Source organism: Pseudomonas sp. TH41, from assembly GCF_016650695.1.
Classification (GTDB): domain Bacteria; phylum Pseudomonadota; class Gammaproteobacteria; order Pseudomonadales; family Pseudomonadaceae; genus Aquipseudomonas.
This window is the reverse complement of the sequence record NZ_JAEKFH010000003.1, coordinates 459,841-482,608: the sequence shown is the minus strand read 5'-3', so window position 1 is coordinate 482,608 and position 22,768 is coordinate 459,841. Positions and strand designations below refer to the sequence as shown.

General features: G+C 60.6%; 13 protein-coding genes and 1 tRNA gene. 10 read left to right on the top strand and 4 right to left on the bottom strand.

The genetic code is table 11. The annotated features are described in order from the left end of the window. Positions 1–65: 65 nt before the first annotated feature. Positions 66–887, bottom strand: coding sequence for a c-type cytochrome (locus JFU37_RS04850; RefSeq protein WP_201113504.1), 822 nt, complete (start codon positions 885–887; stop codon positions 66–68). Between the two features lie 635 nt (positions 888–1,522). On the opposite strand from JFU37_RS04850, the gene JFU37_RS04845 reads away from it, so the two are divergent. The 3 genes from JFU37_RS04845 to JFU37_RS04835 all read left to right on the top strand — a co-directional run bounded on the left by JFU37_RS04845 (position 1,523) and on the right by JFU37_RS04835 (position 5,714). Beyond that, a complete protein-coding gene (locus JFU37_RS04845) occupies positions 1,523–2,728 on the top strand; it encodes an acetyl-CoA C-acetyltransferase (protein WP_201113502.1) in 1,206 nt (401 codons plus the stop codon). Between the two features lie 24 nt (positions 2,729–2,752). Then, positions 2,753–4,897 carry a 3-hydroxyacyl-CoA dehydrogenase NAD-binding domain-containing protein gene (locus JFU37_RS04840; RefSeq protein WP_201113500.1) on the top strand — a complete coding sequence of 715 codons (2,145 nt, stop codon included), beginning with the start codon at positions 2,753–2,755 and terminating at the stop codon, positions 4,895–4,897. A gap of 94 nt (positions 4,898–4,991) precedes the next feature. Further along, a complete protein-coding gene (locus JFU37_RS04835) occupies positions 4,992–5,714 on the top strand; it encodes an amidotransferase (protein WP_201113498.1) in 723 nt (240 codons plus the stop codon). 161 nt (positions 5,715–5,875) lie between these two features. On the opposite strand, the gene JFU37_RS04830 is transcribed toward JFU37_RS04835, so the two are convergent. The 3 genes from JFU37_RS04830 to JFU37_RS04820 form a co-directional block, all read right to left on the bottom strand. Continuing rightward, complete coding sequence (locus tag JFU37_RS04830) at positions 5,876–6,847, bottom strand: magnesium and cobalt transport protein CorA (RefSeq protein ID WP_201113496.1); 972 nt, start codon at positions 6,845–6,847, stop codon at positions 5,876–5,878. A 232-nt stretch (positions 6,848–7,079) separates the two neighbouring features. Then, complete coding sequence (locus JFU37_RS04825; protein WP_201113494.1) at positions 7,080–7,802, bottom strand: 1-acylglycerol-3-phosphate O-acyltransferase; 723 nt, start codon at positions 7,800–7,802, stop codon at positions 7,080–7,082. A gap of 214 nt (positions 7,803–8,016) precedes the next feature. Continuing rightward, complete coding sequence (locus JFU37_RS04820; RefSeq protein WP_201113493.1) at positions 8,017–8,706, bottom strand: crotonase/enoyl-CoA hydratase family protein; 690 nt, start codon at positions 8,704–8,706, stop codon at positions 8,017–8,019. 307 nt (positions 8,707–9,013) lie between these two features. On the opposite strand from JFU37_RS04820, the gene JFU37_RS04815 reads away from it, so the two are divergent. From JFU37_RS04815 to JFU37_RS04790, 7 genes are all read left to right on the top strand, one after another. Beyond that, positions 9,014–9,103: transfer RNA gene (locus JFU37_RS04815), tRNA-Ser, on the top strand. A 197-nt stretch (positions 9,104–9,300) separates the two neighbouring features. Continuing rightward, on the top strand, positions 9,301–10,083 hold the full coding sequence (locus JFU37_RS04810; RefSeq protein ID WP_201113491.1) for an efflux RND transporter periplasmic adaptor subunit: 783 nt from the start codon (positions 9,301–9,303) through the stop codon (positions 10,081–10,083). Beyond that, on the top strand, positions 10,080–11,399 hold the full coding sequence (locus JFU37_RS04805) for an HlyD family efflux transporter periplasmic adaptor subunit (protein WP_201113489.1): 1,320 nt from the start codon (positions 10,080–10,082) through the stop codon (positions 11,397–11,399). The genes JFU37_RS04810 and JFU37_RS04805 overlap by 4 nt, the downstream gene beginning before the upstream one ends. Then, entirely contained in the window at positions 11,400–13,496 is a 2,097-nt protein-coding gene (locus JFU37_RS04800) for a biotin/lipoyl-binding protein (protein ID WP_201113487.1), read from the top strand. A gap of 117 nt (positions 13,497–13,613) precedes the next feature. Then, complete coding sequence (locus tag JFU37_RS04795; protein WP_201113485.1) at positions 13,614–14,459, top strand: sulfotransferase; 846 nt, start codon at positions 13,614–13,616, stop codon at positions 14,457–14,459. A gap of 51 nt (positions 14,460–14,510) precedes the next feature. After that, positions 14,511–16,070, top strand: a complete 1,560-nt coding sequence (locus tag JFU37_RS31020; RefSeq protein ID WP_446738851.1) for a DUF4347 domain-containing protein — start codon at positions 14,511–14,513, stop codon at positions 16,068–16,070. After that, positions 15,952–22,749, top strand: a complete 6,798-nt coding sequence (locus JFU37_RS04790) for an Ig-like domain-containing protein (protein ID WP_242485740.1) — start codon at positions 15,952–15,954, stop codon at positions 22,747–22,749. The genes JFU37_RS31020 and JFU37_RS04790 overlap by 119 nt, the downstream gene beginning before the upstream one ends. The last annotated feature ends 19 nt before the right edge of the window (positions 22,750–22,768 follow it).

Sequence of the window (22,768 nt, the reverse complement as noted above, 5' to 3'; positions counted from 1 at the left end):
GCTACATTGATGTCAACTGACACACCATCGCGAGCAAGCTCGCTCCTACAGAGAATGGGATACGATCAGGGCTGAACCTTGCGCCCCGCCATATGCTTCAAATACCCCACCAACATGTCCAGATCCCCCTCCGGCAACACCGTCGCTTCAAACCCAGGCATCTTCGCCTGCGGCCACTGCCGCAAACTTTGCGGATCACGGATGTAGCGCTTGAGGAACTGGGCGCCAAAGTACTCGGTCGGGCTAAACGGAATGTTCAGGTCCGGCCCAAACTGCGCATCCCCCGCGCCATTGAGTCGATGGCATGCCAGGCAATTCTTCTGAAACAGTGCAAACCCCTGATTGACCGGGTCGTCAGCCTTTAACGCTGGATCGGGCAGCAGAGCAGGGAAGCGCTCTGCCACTGGCGCCAGGCGCTTGATACTGGCGACCTGAAACGGCCATTGCTCGGGACTGATATTGCCTGCCTGCGGATCCGTCCAGACCAGATAAAACGGCCCGGCACTCGGCTTGCCTTCAGACAGCGCGGGCCACGGTTTGGCCGGGTCTTCAATGGCAAGCCAGGCCCGTGAACCCTTGGCGTTGAGCAGCGGTGCAGCCGCCATTTCAGCGGCAAAACCGTCCAGCGCCACCGCTTGTAGATGATCCCCTGGCTTGATGCCGGTCAACAACGCCGCCACGGGAACGGCGCGATAGCTCATGTCCCGTTTATAAGAAACGTCGTTGTTAATCGTGATGGTCTGAACCTGAGGATGCGTGAGCAGCTCCTCGGTCTGCCAGGTGCGACCGCTCGCGCCCAGCTCCAGATTCAGCTGTGCGGCATAGAGGGGCGTGCTGAGCAGCAAGGCCCCCAACAGAATGAGCGTTTTCAAATGACCGCCGTCCATGTCGTGGAAGTGTCATAGAGGTTGGCACACCCACGCTGGCCCGGGTAGCGAGCCAGTCACATTTTTAAGCAGGCGATTGTTAAAACCCTGGCGCCGTATTTTTAATAACCGACTAGCCGATCACCTTGGTCAGGTTCGGCAAAATCAACAACAGCGTAGTGGCGAATAGAATGAGCCCGGCTTGACGTACTTTCGAATGTTTGAACATGGCTTGACCGCCTTTTTTGTTATTTCCTGATGCCTGCCTGCATTTCTCCATGACGGCAGAGCGTTGCACTTCCTGTTGTACGAGCGCCTCGGCAAAACCCGACGACAACTTCGTACAGTTCACCTTAGAGCCCGCGTCACTCGTGGTTTAGATCCATTTCGTATGGTATTGCGCTTATTTGCTCTTAAAAAGGCATGAGGCCTATTGCCAGCTTCTTTGGCGCCCGTTTGCTAGACAGCTTGCTGTCCTGAAACGGTTAATTCGCTCGTTGACTACCGTCCGTCTGAGCGTGTCCGTCAACGCTCGTGAGCATTGCGGTCATTGAATTGGCAGGGGGCCGGAATAAGGTGGAGGCTCCTTAAAAGATCAAAAGATCGTCCGAACGCGGCCCGATCTTTTGATGGACAACAACAAAATCGAGGACGTCATGACCCAAGCTTTGATTTTCGACGCAATACGCACGCCCCGTGGCAAAGGCAAGGCCGATGGCGCCCTGCACAGCGTCAAACCGGTGAATCTGGTGGCCGGATTGCTGAAGGCGCTGCAGCAGCGCACTTCTCTGGACACCCGTCAGGTCGACGATGTGGTGCTTGGTTGCGTGACGCCGATTGGCGATCAAGGCTCCGACATCGCCAAGACCGCGACCCAGGTAGCGGATTGGGACGTCAGTGTGGCGGGGGTCCAGATCAATCGCTTCTGCGCTTCGGGTCTGGAGGCGGTAAACCTCGGGGCGATGAAAGTGCGTTCCGGCTTCGAAGACCTGGTGGTGGTCGGCGGTGTCGAGTCCATGTCCCGGGTGCCGATGGGCAGCGACGGCGGGGCGTGGGCGCTGGACCCGGAAACCAATTTGCACAGTCATTTTACCCCGCAGGGCGTGGGGGCCGATCTGATCGCCACGCTCGAAGGCTTCAGCCGTCAGGACGTCGATGCCTATGCGCTGCACTCCCAGCAAAAGGCCGCGCGTGCGCGGGCGAATGGTGCATTCAACAAGTCACTGGTGCCGGTGCAGGACCAGAACGGCATCATCCTGCTCGATCACGATGAGTTCATTCGTGCCGAGTCGACCCTGGAAGGCCTGGGCAAGCTCAAGCCAAGCTTCGAAATGATCGGGCAGATGGGTTTCGACGCCACCGCGTTGCGGGTCTACAGCCATGTGGAGCGGATCAACCACGTCCACACACCGGGCAACAGCTCGGGCATCGTCGATGGCGCGGCGTTGATGCTGATCGGTTCCGAGGCCAAGGGCCGGGAGCTGGGTTTGCAGCCACGAGCGCGAATCGTTGCCACCGCGGTGACCAGCACTGATCCGACCATCATGCTCACCGGCCCCGCGCCGGCCACCCGCAAAGCGCTGGCCAAGGCCGGGCTGCGGGTCGAAGACATCGACCTGTTCGAGGTCAACGAAGCCTTCGCGTCCGTGGTGCTGAAATTCATCAAGGACATGGACATCGACCCGGACAAGGTCAACGTCAACGGCGGTTCCATTGCCCTGGGTCACCCGCTGGGCGCCACCGGCTGCGCGATTCTCGGCACGCTACTCGATGAACTGGAAACCCGGCGCCTGCGCTATGGCCTCGCGACGCTCTGCGTCGGCGGCGGCATGGGCATTGCCACCATCATCGAACGCCTCTGAGCCCCGACTTCAAGGAAATATCTAATGACCGAAGCCATTCGTTACGAAAAAGGTCAGGACCAGATTGTCGTCCTCACCATCGACCTGCCGGGCCAGAGCGCCAATACCATGAACGCGGTGTACCGCGAGGCCATGGCTGACTGCGTCGCCCGGCTGGTGGCCGAAAAGGACACCATCGCCGGCGTCATCATTACCTCGGCCAAAAAGACCTTCTTCGCTGGCGGCGACCTCAATGAATTGATCACGGTCGGCAAAGCCGAAGCCAGCGTCTTTTACAACATGGTGCTGACATTGAAGGGCCAGTTGCGCACCTTGGAAACCCTCGGTAAACCGGTGGTCGCGGCGATCAACGGCGCCGCGTTGGGGGGTGGCTGGGAAATCTGCCTGGCTTGCCATCACCGGGTCGCATTGGACAACCCGTCGGTGCAGCTCGGCCTGCCGGAAGTGACCCTCGGCTTGCTGCCGGGCGGCGGCGGTGTGGTGCGCATGGTCCGCATGCTGGGCATCGAAAAAGCCCTGCCGTACTTGCTCGAAGGCAAAAAAGTTCGTCCGCAACAAGCGTTGCAGGCCGGTTTGATCGACGCGCTGGCGAATGATCACGATGAGCTGATGAGTAAGGCGCGGGCCTGGATTCTTGCCCATCCGACGGCGGTGCAGCGTTGGGATGTGAAGGGGTACGCGATTCCAGGCGGCACGCCGTCGAATCCAAAAGTCGCGCAGATGCTGGCCATTGCGCCATCGATTCTGCGCAATAAAACCCAGGGCTGCCTGCCGGCGCCGGAGAAGATTCTCTGCGCTGCGGTGGAAGGCGCGCAGGTGGATTTCGACACGGCGCACCTGATTGAAACCCGGTACTTCACGGAACTGACCACCGGCCAGATCTCGAAAAACCTGATCGGCACGTTCTGGTTCCAGCTCAACGAGATCAACGCTGGCGGCTCGCGGCCTCAGGGCTTTGCGCCTTACGTCACGCGTCGGGTGGGCGTGCTCGGCGCCGGAATGATGGGCGCCGGTATCGCGTTTGTCAGCGCCTCAGCGGGCATCGAGGTAGTGCTCAAGGACATCAACCTCGCGGCGGCGGAAAAGGGCAAGGCTAACTCGGCGGCGCTGCTGGACAAGAAAGTCGCTCGCGGCCAGATGCTCCCCGAGCAGCGTGAGGCCATCCTGGCGCGGATCCGCACCACCGAAAACGATGCCGACCTGACCGGTTGCGATCTGATCATTGAAGCGGTGTTTGAAGATCGCGAGCTCAAGGCCAAGGTCTCATCGGCTGCGCAAAAAGTCGTCGGTCCGGGTGCCGTCATCGCTTCTAATACCTCGACCCTGCCGATCAGCGGCCTCGCCACCGCCGTGCCTGATCAGACAAAGTTCATCGGCCTGCATTTTTTCAGCCCCGTGGAAAAAATGCCGCTGGTGGAAATCATCAAAGGCAGCCACACCAGCGACGAAACCCTGGCTCGCGGGTTCGATTTCGTACTGCAAATCCAGAAAACCCCGATTGTGGTCAACGACAGTCGCGGCTTTTTCACTTCGCGGGTGTTCGGCACCTTCACCAACGAAGGCATCGCCATGCTCGGCGAAGGCGTGAGCGCGCCGATGATTGAGACTGAAGCCCGAAAGGCCGGGATGCCCATCGGGCCTCTGGCGATCTCCGACGAAGTTTCCCTCAGCCTTATGAGCCATATCCGCCAGCAAACCGCCAAAGACCTGCAAGCAGAAGGGAAACCGCTGATTGAGCACCCGGCATTCGCCGTGATTGACTTGCTGCTTAACGAATACGGCCGTCCCGGCAAGGCCGCTGGAGGGGGCTTCTACGATTACCCGGCCAGTGGCCAGAAGCATCTATGGCCTGAACTGAAAACCCGGTTTGAGGAGGCCGACGGGCAGATTTCACCGAAGGACGTGCGTGATCGCCTGCTGTTCGTGCAAGCCATCGAAACCGTGCGCTGTGTGGAGGAGGGCGTGTTGACCTCGACGGCGGATGCCAACGTCGGCTCGATCTTTGGCATTGGTTTCGCAGCCTGGACCGGTGGCGCGCTGCAATTCATCAACCAGTATGGCGTGAAGGATTTTGTCGCCCGCGCCCAGTATCTCGCCGAGCAATACGGCGAGCGGTTCGCACCGCCTGCGCTGCTACTGGAAAAAGCGGCTAAAGGGGAGGTGTTTTAGGGACCGGTGACGCGTTCCGGGGCTTGCCTTGCCACTGTGTTTCAAGGCAGGCTCTGGGGTGTGCATTATTCCCATCATGTGTCAGGTATTTTTTATGTCGTTACGCATCTGCATTCTGGAAACCGACATCCTGCGTCCGGAACTGGTCGATCAATATCAGGGTTACGGGCAGATGTTCCAGCGTCTGTTTTCACAGCAACCCATCGCGGCCGAGTTCACCGTCTACAACGTGATGCAGGGCGAATACCCCAGCGATGAACTGACGTTTGACGCCTACCTGGTCACCGGCAGCAAGGCCGACTCCTTCGGCACCGACCCGTGGATTGAAACCCTCAAGACTTACCTGCTGACCCGTTACAAGCGCGGTGACAAGCTGCTGGGTGTGTGCTTCGGCCATCAGTTGCTGGCGCTATTGCTGGGCGGCAAGAGTGAACGTGCGACCCAAGGCTGGGGCGTCGGCACCCATAACTACAAACTCGCGGCCAAGGCGCCGTGGATGAGCCCGGTGCGCGAGGAATTAACCTTGTTGATCAGCCACCAGGATCAGGTCACGGCGTTACCGGAAAACGCCACGGTCATCGCCTCCAGCGATTTCTGCCCGTTTGCCGCGTACCACATCAACGATCAGGTGCTGTGCTTCCAGGGGCACCCGGAGTTCATCCACGATTATTCGCGGGCGTTGCTGGACATTCGCCAGCAAGCGCTGGGCGAGCAGGTTTATTCGAAAGGTGTGGCCAGCCTTGAACAGGAGCATCACGGCGCTACGGTTGCGGAGTGGATGATGCGATTTGTGGCGCATAAGCCTCAAACGGTCTAAAGCAAAAGCTTCGCGGGCAAGTCGGATCGCCGCACCGCTCGCTCCTACAGGGATACGCGTTCATCTGTAGGAGCGAGGCTTGCCCGCGAAGGTCGTGAACGATAACGCGTTGAACCAGATGCCCATCGGTGCCAGCGGTTTTTTCGCGAGCAAGCTCGCTCCTACAACCACCCCGACTTCTTGAAACTCGCCCACAACCCCACGCAACCCACCACAATAAACCCCAGCACCGCAAAGTATCCGTAATGCCAGCTCAACTCTGGCATGTTCTGGAAGTTCATCCCGTAAATCCCGGCCACCGCCGTCGGGAACGCCAGAATCGCCGCCCACGCCGCGAACTTGCGTTGCACCACACTTTGACGTGACGCCTCCAGCAATACCCCAACCTCAATCGTCTGGCTGGCAATGTCCGCCAGCGTCGTCAGGTCTTCCATCTGTCGCGTCACATGAATCTGCACATCGCGGAAATACGGGCGCATGTTCTTGTCGATGAACGGAAAGCTCAGCTTCTGCAGTTCTTCACCGATCTCTACCATCGGCGCCGCATAGCGGCGTAAACGCAACACATCCCGGCGCAGGCTGTGGAGTTTCTGGATATCGTGTTCGCTTAACGAGCTGCCCAGCACATTGCGTTCCAGCTCATCGATCTCGGCGTGGATCGCTTCCCCCACCGGCTGGTAGTTTTCGATCACGAAGTCGAGAATGGCGTAGAGCACAAAATCCTCCCCGTGATCGAGCAATAGCGGACGCGCCTCACAACGCTGTCGAACATGAGCGTAGGACGCCGAGTGACCGTTGCGTGCGGTAATGATGTAGCCATTGCCGGCGAAGATGTGGGTCTCGATGAACTCAAGCTTGCCTTCATGGCGGATCGGCGAATACGTGACGATAAACAGCGCATCGCCGAAGGTTTCGAGCTTCGGTCGACTGTGTTTTTCCAGGGCATCTTCGATGGCCAGTTCATGCAGGTTGAACTGGCGTTGCAGATTGAATAGTTCCTGAGCGTTCGGTTCTTCGAGACCGATCCAGACAAAGTGGCCAGGCTTGGCAGCCCAGGCAGCGCCCTCGTCGAGGGTGATATTGGTGACTTTTTTACCAGCGCTGTAAACCGCAGCAGCAACAACTCTACCCATGATGATGGTTCACTTCTTATTGGCACAATGGCAGTGGCAGGCAGTGTTCAGCTTAGCCTTGTCTGCTGCTTCAGAGTCAGTGAAATCTGCTGTAGGAGCGAGCTTGCTCCGGGCGGCGATCCGACGATGGTCGTTAACGATGACGCGGGCCGACGGGTGCAACCATGCGCTCTCCGGTTTTTCGCGAGCAAGCTCGCTCCTACAGACATTACGCACAGGGCGGGTTTTTTCATCAGGCAGCTTGCAGTTGCCGATCCATCGACGCGATGCACTCGCGCATCTGCTCGCGACACTGCGCAATCAGCAGCGGCATGTCATCCAGGCTCAGTCCAGCCGTAGGAATCGCCGGCAAAGAGCGGATCAGAATTTTCCCACTGCGCCAGCGGTTCAATCGCATGTGTTTGACGTAGGTGCTGACACACACCGGCACGATCGGGACACCGGCGGCAATTGCCATCTGAAAGGCGCCTTTCTTGAACGGCAGCAGGTCTTCACCGAGGTTGCGTGTGCCTTCCGGGAAGACCCAGATCGAGGTGTCTTCATTTTGCAGGGTGTGGGTCGTGGTCAGCATCGACTGACGCGCCTTATGCGCATTGCCGCGATCGATCAACACATTGCCCGCCAGCCAGAACAACTGACCAAACAGTGGCACCCATTTCAGGCTTTTCTTGCCAATGCAGACGGTACGGCGGGGCACCACGTTGCCGAACACAAACAGATCGTAGTTGGATTGGTGATTGGCGACGATGACGCAGCTGTCCGGTTTATCCATCAATGGCCCGACTTCAGCCTTCACCCGCAGACGCAAAATACACATCGCCGGCAAGGCATACAGTCGCGCGCACAAGCGGCTGTTGTCCGGGTTAAACGGTCGGCACAGACCGAGAATCACCCCAAGCACACCGGCCACAATAAAGTGAAGGCTCATCAATAACATACGGAACACAAACAGCATTTACAGGCCCCACCGGTACAAAAGGTGGCGCAGTGTACGGATGTGCACTGTCTTCGGCAATTGCCGCTATAGAGGTAGGAGATAGCCGATGTTTGAGCGCATGTTTCCGACTTAATGGTCAGACGTGTTCTAGAGCGGTTGCAGGAATTTAAACGAGTCGCATACGAAAAAGCCCGACACGACGGTCGGGCTTTTTCGTACAGCGCGTTTGGGCTTAACCCATGTGCTCCTGATCCAGGATGATCGCGTTGTCCAGCGTCTCCAGCAACGCTTTGCGTACTTTCAACTTGGTGTTCTTGTGGGCCGTCATGTTGATCTTCTTCAACTGACGGGCCGCCGCCAGGGCGGCGCCTTGCAGCTCTTCGGCCGAGACCACCACGTCGAGGAAACCTGCATCAACGGCGCTCTGCGGATTGAACATCTCGCCATTGATCACCGAACGATGGAATGCCGACTTACGCAGACGATCACGAGCAAGCTCGATACCGGCGTGGTGCATGGTCATGCCGATCTGCACTTCGTTCAGGCCAATACTGAACGGGCCGTCGACGCCAATGCGGTAATCCGCCGACAGCAGCAGGAACGCACCCTTGGCCACCGCATGCCCAGGGCACGCCATAATCACCGGGAAGGGGTGCGACAACAGACGACGGGCCAGGGTCGAACCGGCCGTCACCAACGACACCGCTTCTTTAGGGCCGGCGGTCATCACCTTCAAATCATAACCGCCCGACAGAATCCCGGGCTGACCGGTAATGATCACCACTGCACGATCAGTCACCGCCTGATCCAGCGCAGCGTTAAACGCAGCAATCACATCCGGGGAGATGGCATTGACCTTGCCATTGCTCAAGGTCAGGGTCGCGATACCGTCTTCGAGATGGTAGGAAATCAACTCACTCATGACGCTATTCCTTTCAGTAAAGTAGGACAGACGTTACCCACCGCCGTAGGCCAGGTAAAGCGCGGTGACTGACCCATCAGTCACCGTTTTACTGCCCGCCAAGCGTCGCCCTCCATGCCAGCAGCGCATTCCCTTCTATATAGAAGGGTGCGCGAAGCCAGAGATTGGCAGGTTTGCCATGGCCCGGAATCCGCCGGAACGACTAAATCGCTAACCGCATGAAAATTCTGAAAAAAAAGTTTGCCATCAGAAAAGCTTTCGACTACATTAGCGCGCCTCGACAGACTGAATATGTTTGACGAGATACGGTGAAGTGTCCGAGTGGCTTAAGGAGCACGCCTGGAAAGTGTGTATACAAGAAATTGTATCGAGAGTTCGAATCTCTCCTTCACCGCCAAATTCGATGTACACAAAACCCCTGATTTCGAAAGAAGTCAGGGGTTTTGTGGTTTCTGGCGTCTGAAAAAGGGTCATATGAGAACACGGGGGTTTTGTGTTGCTGTCTCGGCGGTGCTCAGGGAAGGTATGAGGCTACAGGCTTGACGTTTATTTGCGCTGCCGTAGACTTTCGCGAATTCGTCAGGAGTTACGGATATGCGGCGTTTTCATGGATGGGTGTATGGATTGTCCTTTCTGGCATGCTCGGCACAAGCGCAAACAGCCGCAGAGGTTGACCCACTGTTAGAGAGTGCGAGACCTGGTGCACAAACACCTGCTGCCAGCGAGGCTCGAGGCGTATTGCGCGCCCGCGATCAAGCGGTGCTTGCCAGTGAATTGCCCGGCAGAATTGTCGAGTTGCCGTTCAGTGAAGGCGAGTCCTTCAAAAAAGGCGACACCCTGGCGCGTTTCGACTGCTCGGCCTTTCAGGCGCAGCTCAATGCCGCGCAAGCTGCCAGTCGTGGTGCCGGTGAAGAGTTGGCCCACAACAAGCAACTCGCTTCATTGAACTCGGTCGGGCGCTTCGAAGTCGCGCGAGCCGAAGCCAAACTCAGCGAAACCCAGGCGCAATCCCAGGTTTATCAGGTTCAGGTCAAACGCTGCAGCGTGGTTGCGCCGTTTGACGGTCAGGTCGTCGAACGCAAGGTCCAGCGCTATGAAAGCGTCGCCGCCGGTGCGCCGCTGCTGGACATCGTTGACAACCGCAGCCTGGAAATCCATCTGCTGGTGCCTTCGCGCTGGATGGGCAAACTCAAGCCCGGGCAGACCTTCAGCTTCGTTCCCGATGAAACCGGTCAGCCGCTCGATGCCACGGTCAAACGCCTCGGTGCGCGGATCGATGAAGGCAGTCAGACTCTGCTGCTGGTCGCAACGCTACCCAATGCCGCCGGTTTGCTGGCCGGGATGAGCGGCACGGCGCACTTCGCGGAGCTCAAGTGAACGCGCCCGTCACTGGCGGTGCCGAGCAGGTCTTTGCGCGCTTTCTGGAATTGGAGCGCCAGACGCGCGCCGCGCGCACAACCGAACAGCTGGCCTACAGCCTGACCAACGACGGCCAGGCCTTGTTCGGTTTTCGTCACGCGGCGCTGTTGATCGCCGGCAAGGTGCGCGCGGTCACGGGCGTCAGCGTCGTAGAGCCGAATGCGCCATTTGTGGCGTTCGTCGAACAAGCGGTGGCGCAGTTGTTCAAGCTCGACCTGGTAAAACAGGCGCGGGTTGTACCGGCCACTGCGTTAAGCGGCTCGATTCAGGCCGACTGGCAAAGCCTTTCCGCTTCACAGGTGTTTTGGCTGCCGATGATCGATCATCAGGGCGAGGTATTTGGCGGTTTGTGGCTGGCTCGTGATGTGCCGTGGAACCCATCCGAGCAAGTGCTGCTGTCGCAATTGGGCGACACGTTCAGCCACGCCTGGCTGGCGCTGCAACCGCGTCAACCGTGGCGCCTGCGCTGGACTCGCAAACGCCAGGTCGCCTTGGCGGCGGTGTTGCTGCTGGGCTTGTTGATCCCGGTACGTCAGTCGGTGCTGGCGCCGGCCGAAGTCGTGCCACTCGGCGGTCGGGTGGTGGCGGCGCCGTTGGACGGGGTGATCGCCGAATTCCTCGTCAAACCCAACCAGGGTGTGAAGACCGGCGACTTGTTGTTGCGTTTCGAAGGCACCACGCTCAAAGCCCAGGCCGATGTCGCCGATCGTGCCTTGGGCGTGGCGGAAGCCGAGCTCAAGGCTAACGCCCAGCGCGCCTTTACCGACGCCGAGTCGAGTTCGAAAATTGATTTGTTGGCTGCCAGGGTTGAGCAGAAACGTGCTGAACGCGATTACGCCCGCGAACTGCTCAAGCGCAGCGAAGTCCGCGCCGAACGCGACGGTATTGCGGTGTTCGCCGACGCCGAGCGCTGGACCGGAAAACCGGTGCAGACCGGCGAGCGTCTGATGGAAATCGCTGATCCGAGTCAGGCGGAATTGCGCGTTGAGCTGGCGGTCGGTGATGCCATTGCACTGGAACCGGGCGCACAGGTGGCGCTGTTTCTCGACAGCGACCCACTGCAACGTCATTTGGCCAGACTCGAACGTTCGGCCTACGAGGCGCAACCGACTGCCGGCGGGCAGTTGGCTTATCGGCTCGATGCCAGTTTCGAGGCAGCGCCGCCGCGTATCGGCTTGCGCGGTACGGCGAAAATCTTCGGCGATCGCGCGCCATTGGTGCTGTATCTGTTGCGCAAGCCGCTGGCCGGTTTGCGTCAAAGCGTAGGCCTCTAGATGACGCTACCGAGCCTGCGCGCCGATTTACAGTTGCAGATGGCCGCTCCGGCGCTGGACGGGTCGCCGCGCTGGACCTTGGCCGATCCGCTGCGCGGGCGCTACTTCAAACTCGGGGCCGCGGCCATGCGCTTGCTGCGTCATTGGTCTTTGGGCGATCCCGAGCAAGTGCTGCGCGCCGCCAATCGCGAACCGGGTTTGCCACTGGATGCCACGGAGCTTGAGCATCTGCTGAGTTTTTTGCGGGCCCACGACTTGATCTCCGCCCTCGACCCGCAACAACGCGCCAGTTATGGCATCAAGGCAGCCGCACAGCGTCAGAGTGTGTGGCAGATCTTGCTGCACCAATACCTGTTTTTCCGGATTCCACTGTGGCGCCCTGACGCTTTCCTCAATCGTGCGTGGCCATGGCTCGCGCGTTTTGGCCCTGGTGCGCTGCGCTACGGTTTGCCACTGACTCTGGGCCTGGGAGTGTTTCTGGTGTTGCGGGACTGGCAGCGTTTTATCGCGACGTTCCCGCACTTGTTCAGCCTCGGTGGTGCGCTGGCGTTTGGCGCGGCACTGTTCTTCGCCAAGCTCTGTCACGAGTTCGGCCATGCCTTCATGGCCAAGCGTGCCGGTTGCCGGGTGCAGAGTATGGGGGTGGCGTTCATGGTGCTGCTGCCGATGTTTTACACCGATGTCAGCGATGCCTGGCGGGTCAATGATCGTCGCGCGCGCTTGCTGATCGGCGCGGGCGGGGTGCTTGCCGAATTGCTGCTGGCGTGTATCGCGTTGCTCGCCTGGTCGCTGTTGCCGGACGGACCCGCGCGTACGGCGGCGTTCATGCTCGCCAGCGCGACCTGGCTCACCACGCTGGCAGTCAACCTGAACCCGTTCATGCGCTTCGATGGTTATTTTTTGCTCAGTGATTTCTGGGGGGTGGATAACCTCCAGGGCCGGGCATTTGCCTTGTGTCGTTGGCGATTGCGTGAGGCGTTATTTGGTTACGGTGCGCCGGCACCGGAGCCCTGGTCGCCATCGATGCAGCGACGTTTGCTGTGGTGGGGGTATGGCTCGTGGCTGTGGCGCGCGGTGTTGTTTTTCGGAATTGCGCTGGCGGTGTATCACCTGTTCTTCAAGTTATTGGGGATCTTCCTGATGATGGTCGAGCTGGTGTGGTTCATCTTCTTGCCGGTTGCGCGCGAGTGGCGCGAATGGTGGAGCCGCCGCGAACAGGCCCATGCACCGCGGGCGTTGCTCAGTGGCTTGGGGTTGTTGGCGGTGATTGTCGCGCTGGTGCTGCCGTGGCGCAGCGCGGTGGAGCTGCCTAGCATGCTGGAGGCTGGCCGAGTCAGTGCCTTGCATGCGCCGGTGGCGGCACGGGTCAAACAGCTGAATGTCGGCGATGGACAGATCGTTGCTCAGGGCGATGTGCTGATTGAGCTTGAGTCGCCGGACCTGGATTCGCGTCAGGCCATCGTGCGCCGGGAAATCGAGATCCAGCAATTGCAGATGCGGCGTCAGGCCGGGCGCAGCGAAACCGCCGCTGATGCGGGTATCGTCGAGCAGCGGCTGGCGGAGGCGGTGGCCGAGTATCGAGGATTGGCGGCGCAGCGCGAACGCCTGCTGCTGCGGGCCCCTCAGACTGGGAAGGTGCGCGATCTGTTGCCGCAACTGGCCGTTGGCCGTTGGCTGTCGCCCAAAGACACCTTGGTTCGAGTTGTCGAAGAGGGCGCGCGACTGCGCGGTTATTTGGCCGAAGCCGAGCTGTGGCGGGTGGTACCCGGTGCGACAGGGCGGTTTATCGCCGAAGACCCGATGCACCCGGCGGTAGCGGTCGAGCTGACTGAAATTGACGCCAACGGCGCGGCGGTCGTCGATCAGGAAGCGCTGACCTCCGACCACCACGGACCGATCGCCGTGCGCCGCGATCAAAGTCAGCGCGCCGAGCCTGTGCAAGCGCAATACGCGGTGCGGCTCAAAGTCCTCGACAGCATTGCCACCCCGGTGCAGCCATTGCGTGGTCTGGTGGTGTTGCAGGGGCGCAGTGAGTCATTGTTGGGTACCGCCTGGCGCCGATTGGCGGCATTGGGCGTGAGGGAGAGTGGTTTTTAGCGCAGGGACATTTCGCGGCTATTGACAGGTTCTTGCTTCGATTTGATATCAGAACACCATTAGTCGGAAAGCATTGCATAAGCTATGCTTCGCCCTACAAAGGGACTTCAGGCTACGGTGAAAGGATTGCAGCAATTCCATTTTATTTCCGGCTTGCCGCGCTCAGGCTCGACCCTGCTTTCTGCGATCCTCTTGCAGAACCCGCGTTTTCACGCCGGTATGACCAGCCCCGTCGGTGCCCTGTTCAGCGGCATTCTCGATCAGTGCAGTGCCGGCAGCGAGTTCGGTGCGGTGATCGACACACCGTTGCGCCGTCGCTTGCTGCGGGGGCTGTTCGATTCCTACTACGCCGACAAGGCCGATAAGCAGATCGTCTTCGACACCAATCGCCAATGGAGCTCGCGGCTCCCGGCGCTGAACGATCTGTTTCCCCAGGCCAAGGTCATCGCCTGCGTGCGCAATGTCGCCTGGGTCATGGACAGCCTTGAACGGTTGTATCGCGCCAATCCTTTTGAAAATACCAAACTGTTCGGCGATGCGGTCGAGCGCAACACGGTGTACAGCCGCTGCGAAACGCTGGCGCAGCGCAATCGCCTGGTGGGATTTGCCTGGGCTGCGCTCAAGGAAGCCTATTACGGCGAGCACGCCGAGTCGTTGCTGATCGTCGATTACGACCTGCTGACCCAGGCCCCCGAACGGGTCATGCGGTTGATCTACGATTTCATCGGCGAACCCTGGTTCGAACATGATTTCAACCACCTGGCCTACGATGCGCCTGAGTTCGACCAGGCACTTGGGGTTGCAGGTCTGCACAAAGTCAGATCCAGGGTTTCCCTGGAGTCACGGCGCACCATTCTGCCGCCGGACCTATTTGCGCAATACGCTGAACTGTCCTTTTGGCTCGATGGCTCTGCCAGCGCTGCCAATGTCATTCGTATGAAAGCCGACGCCGCGATCAGTTGATCGTGGCGTTTTCATTTGCGCGGTAAGAGCGTTCGAGTCTGGGTGAGCAGCATGTGGTGGAGCAAAGGCAAATCGCGGGTCACGGAAGGCGCACGCGTCCTGGTATCGCCATTGATCATGTCCCTGGAGCCGCGAATGCTGTTCGACGGCGCAGTGGCGGCCACGGTGGCCGATACCGCCGCCCAAGCTGACAGCCACGCCACGGCGGACGCTGCCAAGGCACCGGTTGCCGACCACCCGGTGGCCAGCAAGGACACCCACGGCCAGACGGACAACACATCAGCGGCTACGCCTGCGCCTGCTGCGACGCCCACCGCCGTACCCGGCCAGAGCGTGGTGTTCGTCGACTCGCGCATCAAGGACGCCGATAGCCTGCTCAAAGGCGTGGCACCCGGCACCCAGGTGGTCCAGCTCGACCCGACCAAGGATGGTTTGCAGCAAATCGCTGATTATCTGGATACCCATCACGGTGTGAGTACCGTGGAAATCATCGCCCACGGGAATACCGGCGACCTGTGGCTGGGCGACACTTACCTGTCGGCCGATAACGTGGCGGCCCGCAGCGCCGTGCTGGCCGAGATCGGCAAGGACATGAACGTCGGCGGCGACATTCTGATCTACGCCTGCAACACCGCCGCAGGTGAAAAGGGCATCAGCTTTGTCGACTCTCTGGCGCAATACACTGGGCGTGATATTGCCGCGTCGACCAACCGTACCGGTCTGGGTGGCGACTGGAACCTGGAAATCGCCACCGGCACCATCGAGAGCCACAACGTGCTGTCGGCCCAGTCCATGGCCGCCTATCAGTACGGCCTCGCGACCCTGACGGTCACCAACAACGGTGACAGTGGGGTCGGCTCGTTGCGTCAGGACCTGATCGATGCCGTGGCGGGTGACACGGTTACCTTCAGCACCACCATGACTATCAATCTGAACTCGCAACTGACCATCACCAAGAACGTCACGGTTGAGGGTGATCTGAACCATGACGGCATTGCCGATGTGACCCTCAACGGTCAGCACAAGACCCGGGTGCTCCAGGTCAATGCCGGGGTCACTGCGACCCTCGACGGTCTGATCATCACCAACGGACTGATGGCCGGCAACGGCGGCAATGGCGGTAACGGTACTACCGCGGCCAATTTGTTGGGGGCGGGGATCAGTAACTTCGGTGACCTGACCCTGAATAACGTCAGCGTGACAGCGAACGCAGCCTCGGGTGGCGGTGGTGGCGGTGGTGTGACCGGTGGCGATGTCGGCGGTGGCGGTGGCGGTGGTGGCGCGGTGGGCGGGGGCAACGGCGGGCATGGTGGCATTACCGGCTCCGGGAGCGGTGTCTACGCCGGAACTGCGGGCACCGCCAACCAGGGTGGCACGGGGGGGCTACAGAACCATGGGCGGCCACGGCGGTTCGAGCAGCGGTGGTGCCGGTTCGACCGGCATCTACGGTTATACCAACGGTTCCGCTGGCGGCACAGCGGCCTCTGGCGCCTTGTCGATCGGCGGTGGTGGTGGTGGTTCCGGCTGGAATGGTGCCGGTGGCAAGGGCGGCGGAGCGGCCGGCGGTATCTACAACGCCAGCGGCGCCACCCTGACCATCGTCGGCACTAGCTCGATTACCGGTAACATCGGTGCCGGCGGCGGCGGCGGTGGCGGCTCGGCGAGCGGCAGCGGCACTGCTCTGAATGGCGGTGACGGGGGCCTGGGTGTCGGTGCCATCTGGAACAAAGGCACGGTATTGATCACGGCGTCCAACTTCGCGGCCCTGGGCGGTGCGTCCAACACCGGTGCCAGTGGTAACGGTGGCTTGGCCACCGGCGCCTCGGCAGGCAACAAACCAACAGCAGTCAACGGCCTGTTCAACGATGTCGGCGCAACGGCGAACACCGCTTACAATCCGGCCCCGACCGCGACCATCGTATTCAGCAACACCGCCCAGCACATCGGCAGCACCTCCTTAGTGACCTTTACCTTCAACCAGGCGGTGACTGGGTTCACCAACGCCGATCTGACGATTTCCAACGGCACCCTGAGCTCGGTCAGCTCCAGCGACGGCGGCACCACCTGGACCGCGACCTTCACCCCCAGCGCGGGCACCACCAGCGCCACCAACCACATCGTCCTGGACAATACCGGCGTCAGCAGCGTGTCGACGAGCACGGCGGGGACCGGCACCACCTCGTCCAACAACTATGCCATCGATACCGTGCGCCCGACTGCGACCGTCACAGTCGTTGCTCCGACGTTGAGCACCACGGTCAACTCGACAGTGAACATTACGTTCAGCGAAGCGGTGAGCAGTTTCAGCCTGGCGGACATGTCGGCATCCAACGGTACCCTGAGCAACCTGACCACCAGCGACAACATCCACTGGACCGCGACCCTGACGCCGACCGCCGGTAACAACAGCAGCGGCAACGTCATTACCCTGGACAACACCCTCTATACCGATACCGCGACCAACGCCGGCACCGGCACGACCACGTCCAACACCTATGCGGTCGACACTGTGCGACCGACCGCGAGTCTCGTGGTCGCCAGCAGTGCGCTGAACATCGGGGGAACGTCCCTGGTGACCATTACCTTCAGCGAAGCGGTGACCGGTTTCACCAACGCCGACCTGACGGTTGCCGACGGTACCTTGAGCGCGGTGAGCAGCAACGACGGCGGCATCACCTGGACCGCGACCCTGACCCCGACCTCAACGGTTTCCCATACCGGCGACGTGATAACCCTGAGTAATGCCGGGGTCAGTGACACGGCGGGCAATGCCGGTAGCGGCACGACCAATTCGAACACCTATGCGGTCGACACCCTACGGCCGACGGCGACCATTGTGGTCGGCACGACCAGCCTGGGCATCGGCCAGACCTCACCCGTGACCATTACCTTCAGCGAAGCGGTGACCGGTTTCACCAACGCCGACCTGACGATTGCCAACGGTACCCTGAGTGCGGTGAGCAGCAGCGACGGCGGCATCACCTGGACCGCGACCTTCACCCCGACGACCAACATCACCAACGCCAGCAACCACATCACCCTGGACAACACCGGCGTACAGGACCTGGCGAGCAACGCCGGCTCCGGCACCACCACGTCCAACAACTATTCCATCGATGGCGTGCGCCCGACGGCGAGCATCGTGATTGCGGACACGGCGTTAGCCATCGGCCAGAGCTCGCTGGTGACCATTACCTTCAGCGAGGCAGTGACCGGCTTCACCAACGCCGACCTGACCATTGCCAACGGCACCCTGACTGCCGTGAGCAGCAGTGACGGCGGCATCACCTGGACGGCGACCTTTACTCCGAGTGCCAGCACCACTGACGCCACTAACCTGATCACCCTGGACAATACCGGCGTCACCGACCTGGCCGGTAATGCGGGGAGCGGCAGCACCGACTCGAACAACTTCGCCATCGACACCCAGCGTCCGACCGCCACGATTGTGGTGGCCGACCCGACATTGGCTGCCGGTGAAACCTCGCTGGTGACCATCACTTTCAGCGAGGCGGTGAGCGGCTTCACCAACGCCGACCTGAGCATCGCCAACGGCACGTTGAGCGCGGTGAGCAGCAGCGACGGCGGCATCACCTGGACCGCGACCTTCACCCCGGCCGACGGGGTAGCGGATGCGACCAACCTGATCACCTTGAGCAATACGGGGGTCAGTGACCTGGCCGGCAACACCGGCAGCGGCACCACCGACTCGGGCAACTACGTGGTCAACACCGCGCACCCGACCGCGACCATCGTGGTCGCCGACAACGCTTTGAAAATCGGTGACACCTCGCTGGTGACCATCACCTTCAGCGAGGCGGTTACCGGTTTTACCAACGCCGATCTGACCATTGCCAACGGCACGCTGACTGCGGTGAGCAGCAGCGATGGAGGTGTGACCTGGACGGCGACCTTCACCCCGAGCAACGCCATTACTGACGCCACCAACCTGATCACCCTGGACAACACCGGTGTGCAAAACGCGGTGGGCAATATTGGCCTGGGTACGTCCAACTCCAACAACTACGCCATCGACACCGTACGCCCGACCGCGACAATCGTGGTCGCCGACAACGCGTTGAAAATCGGCGAAACCTCGTTGGTGACCATCACCTTCTCCGAGGCGGTCAGCGGTTTTACCAACGCCGACCTGACGATTGCCAATGGCACGTTGACGGCGGTCAGCAGCAGCGATGGCGGGATCACCTGGACGGCGACCTTTACCCCGAGCGCCAGCACCACCGACGCCACTAACCTGATCACCCTGGACAACACCGGCGTGGCCGACCTGTCTGGCAACGCCGGGACCGGCAGCACCGACTCGAATAACTTCGCCATCGACACCCAGCGTCCGACCGCCACGATCGTGCTGGCCGACCCGACGTTGGCTGCCGGTGAAACCTCGCTGGTGACTATCACCTTCAGCGAGGCGGTGACCGGCTTCACCAACGCCGACCTGACGATCCCCAACGGCACCCTGACCGCGGTCAGCAGCAGTGACGGCGGTATCACCTGGACCGCCACATTCACGCCGACTGCGGGCATCAACGATACGACCAACCTGATCACCCTGGCCAACGCCGGCGTGGCCGACCTGGCCGGCAATGCGGGCAGCGGCACCACCAATTCCGGTAACTTCACCATCGATACCGTGCGCCCGACCGCGACCATCGTGGTGGCCGACAACGCCTTGAAAATCGGTGACACCTCGCTGGTGACCATCACCTTTTCCGAGGCGGTGAGCGGTTTCAGCAACGCCGACCTGACGATTGCCAACGGCACGCTGACCGCGGTCAGCAGCAGCGATGGCGGCGTGACCTGGACGGCGACCTTTACCCCGAGCAACGCCATTACCGACGCCACCAACCTGATCACCCTGGACAATACTGGCGTGCAGAACGGTTCCGGCAACGTCGGTACAGGCAGCACCGATTCGAACAACTACGCCATCGACACCGTGCGTCCGACGGCGACCATCGTGGTGACAGACACTGCGTTGGGGATCGGTCAGACTTCGTTGGTGACCATCACCTTCTCCGAGGCGGTCAGCGGTTTTACCAACGCCGATCTGACAATCGACAACGGTACGCTGAGTGCGGTGAGTAGCAGCGATGGTGGCGTGACATGGACTGCCACACTGAGCCCGGTGAACGGCGTCACCCACAGCGGCAATGTGATCGCTCTGGATAACACCGGGATTACCGACCTGTCCGGCAACGCCGGTACCGCTACCACCGACTCCAATACTTACACTATCGACAGCCAGCGCCCGACCGCAACCATTGTGGTCGCCTCGCCAACGCTGGCAGCCGGTCAGACTTCGTTAGTGACCATCACCTTCAGTGAAGCGGTAACCGGTTTCGACAACAGCGACCTGAGCGTGCCCAACGGCACCCTGACCGCCGTCAGCAGCAGTGATGGAGGCACTACCTGGACCGCCACCTTCACGCCCACCACCGGCGTTCACGACACCACCAACCTCATCACCCTGAACAACAGTGGCGTGGCCGATCTGGCCGGCAATGCGGGCAGCGGGATCACCAATTCCGCTAACTTCACCATCGACACCGTGCGCCCGACCGCAACCATCGTGGTGGCCGACAACGCGCTGAACATCGGCGAAACCTCGCTGGTGACGATCACTTTCAGCGAGGCGGTGAGCGGCTTCAGCAACGCTGACCTGACGGTTGCCAACGGCACGCTGACCGCGGTCAGCAGCAGTGATGGCGGCGTGACCTGGACGGCGACCTTTACCCCGAGCAACGCCATTACTGACGCCACTAACTTGATCACTCTGGACAATACCGGCGTGCAGAACGGTTCCGGCAACGTCGGTACAGGCAGCACCGATTCGAACAACTACGCCATCGACACCGTGCGTCCGACGGCGACCATCGTGGTGACAGACACTGCGTTGGCCATCGGCGAAACTTCACTGGTGACCATCACCTTCTCCGAGGCAGTGACCGGTTTCAGCAATGCGGATCTGACGATCGACAACGGTACGCTGAGTGCGGTGAGCAGCAGTGATGGCGGCATCACCTGGACCGCGACCCTGACCCCGGCCGCCGCAATTACCGACACCACCAACCTCATTCAATTGAACAGCGCGGGCGTCAGTGATCTGGCGGGCAACGCGGGCACTGGCACCGTCGATTCCAACAATTACACCGTCGACAGCCAGCGGCCGACCGCAACCATCGTAGTCGCCGATCCGGCCCTGGCCGTGGGCGAGACTTCGCTGGTGACCATTACTTTCTCCGAGGCAGTGAGCGGTTTCGACAACAGCGACCTGAGCGTGCCCAACGGCACTCTGACCAACGTCAGCTCCAGCGATGGCGGCGTGACCTGGACCGCCACCTTCACCCCGACCGTGGGCATCAACGATACGACCAACCTCATCACCCTGAACAACAGTGGCGTGAGTGACCTGGCCGGCAACGCCGGTAGCGGCACCACCGACTCGGGCAACTTCACCATCGACACCGTGCGCCCGACGGCGACCATTGTGGTGGCCGACAACGCGCTAAACATCGGCGAAACCTCGCTGGTGACCATCACCTTTTCCGAGGCGGTGAGCGGCTTCAGCAACGCTGACCTGAGCATCGCCAACGGTACGCTGACCGCAGTCAGCAGCAGCGATGGCGGCGTGACCTGGACGGCGACCTTTACCCCGAGCGCCAGCATTACCGATTCGACCAACCTGATCACCCTGGACAATACCGGTGTGCAAAACGCTTCCGGTAACGTTGGCAGCGGCAGCACCGATTCGAACAACTACGCCATCGACACCCAGCGTCCAACCGCAACCATTGTGGTGGCCAACCCGCTGCTGGGCATTGGCCAGACTTCGCAGGTGACCATCACCTTCAGTGAGACGGTCAGTGGTTTCACGCTGTCCGACCTCAGCGCGGCCAATGGCACGTTGTCCAATCTGCTGAGCAGCGACGGTGGCAAGACCTGGACTGCGACCCTGACGCCGACCGCCACTATCAACGATGCCACCAACCAGATCGTGCTCGACACCGCCAATGTGCTGGATAGCGCCGGTAACACTGGCAGTAGCGTTACCCTGTCCAACAACTACGTGCTCGACTCCGATAATCCCACCGGGACCATTGTGGTGGCCAATCCTCTATTGGGCATCGGCCAGACCTCGCAGGTGACCATCACCTTCAGCGAAGCGGTGACCGGTTTTGATCTGTCCGACCTGAGCGTGACCAACGGTGTACTGTCCAACCTGGCCAGCAGTGACGGTGGCAAGACCTGGACCGCGACGTTCACTCCGACAGTAAACGTGACTGACGCGACCAACCTGATTGTGCTCGACAACAGCACCGTAACCGACGCTGCAGGCAATGCCGGGACAGGACTGGCCATCTCCAACAACTATGCGCTGGACAGTGATCGCCCCACCGCGACCATCGTCATCGACAACCCGAACCTGGGCATCGGCCAGACTTCGCAGGTGACCTTCACCTTCAGCGAAGCGGTGGAGCATTTCGATTTGTCCGACATCAGTGTGGCCAACGGCATTCTCACCAACCTGAGCAGCAGCAATGGAGGCAAGACCTGGACCGCCACGCTGACCCCGACGGCCAATATCAACGATACGACCAACTTCATCGGGCTGGACAGCAGCAATGTGACCGATCGCGCCGGGAACGCAGGCACTGGCGTAGCAATTTCCAACAACTTCGCAATCAACACGCTGACCGCAGTGCCTGCGGTGACACCACCGAGCGTCGTGGTCTCGGCCGGCGACCCGCAGATCAGCAACCCGGCACCGCCGCAGCGTGCGCCAGACGTGCCGTTGCAGCCGATTATCTTCACGCCACCAAACGGTAATCTCGGTTCACCGCTAACGTTTGCGCCGCTGTTCGAACAGCGGGTACTGGGCGATGGCATCCGCCCACTGGGGGATATTTTCATCAGTCGTGGCGCACTGAGCTCAAGCTTTATCGCTCAGGTGTTCAGTAGCAGCGACAGCGGCGGGGAGGGTTCCGGCCACGGCTTCCTGGGTTTTGGTGGCGGTGATGGCGGGGTGTTTGGTGCCAGCACGCTGTCGAGTCTGTTCAGCCACGAATCGAGCAGTGGCGACAGTTCACTCAACGGGTTCGGCGACAGGTCGATCCAGCGCACCGGCGATGCTGCTCAGGGGCTGCACGGTGTTTTCGGTGCATTGACCCTGGGAGAGCAACTTCAACAACTTGAAAACACTGAGAAGCAGCAGATCCAGGCATTGGCTGCAGCTCTGAAACAGGTCGGCATCAGCGAAATGCAGGCCTGACAAAAAACTAAAATTGTGC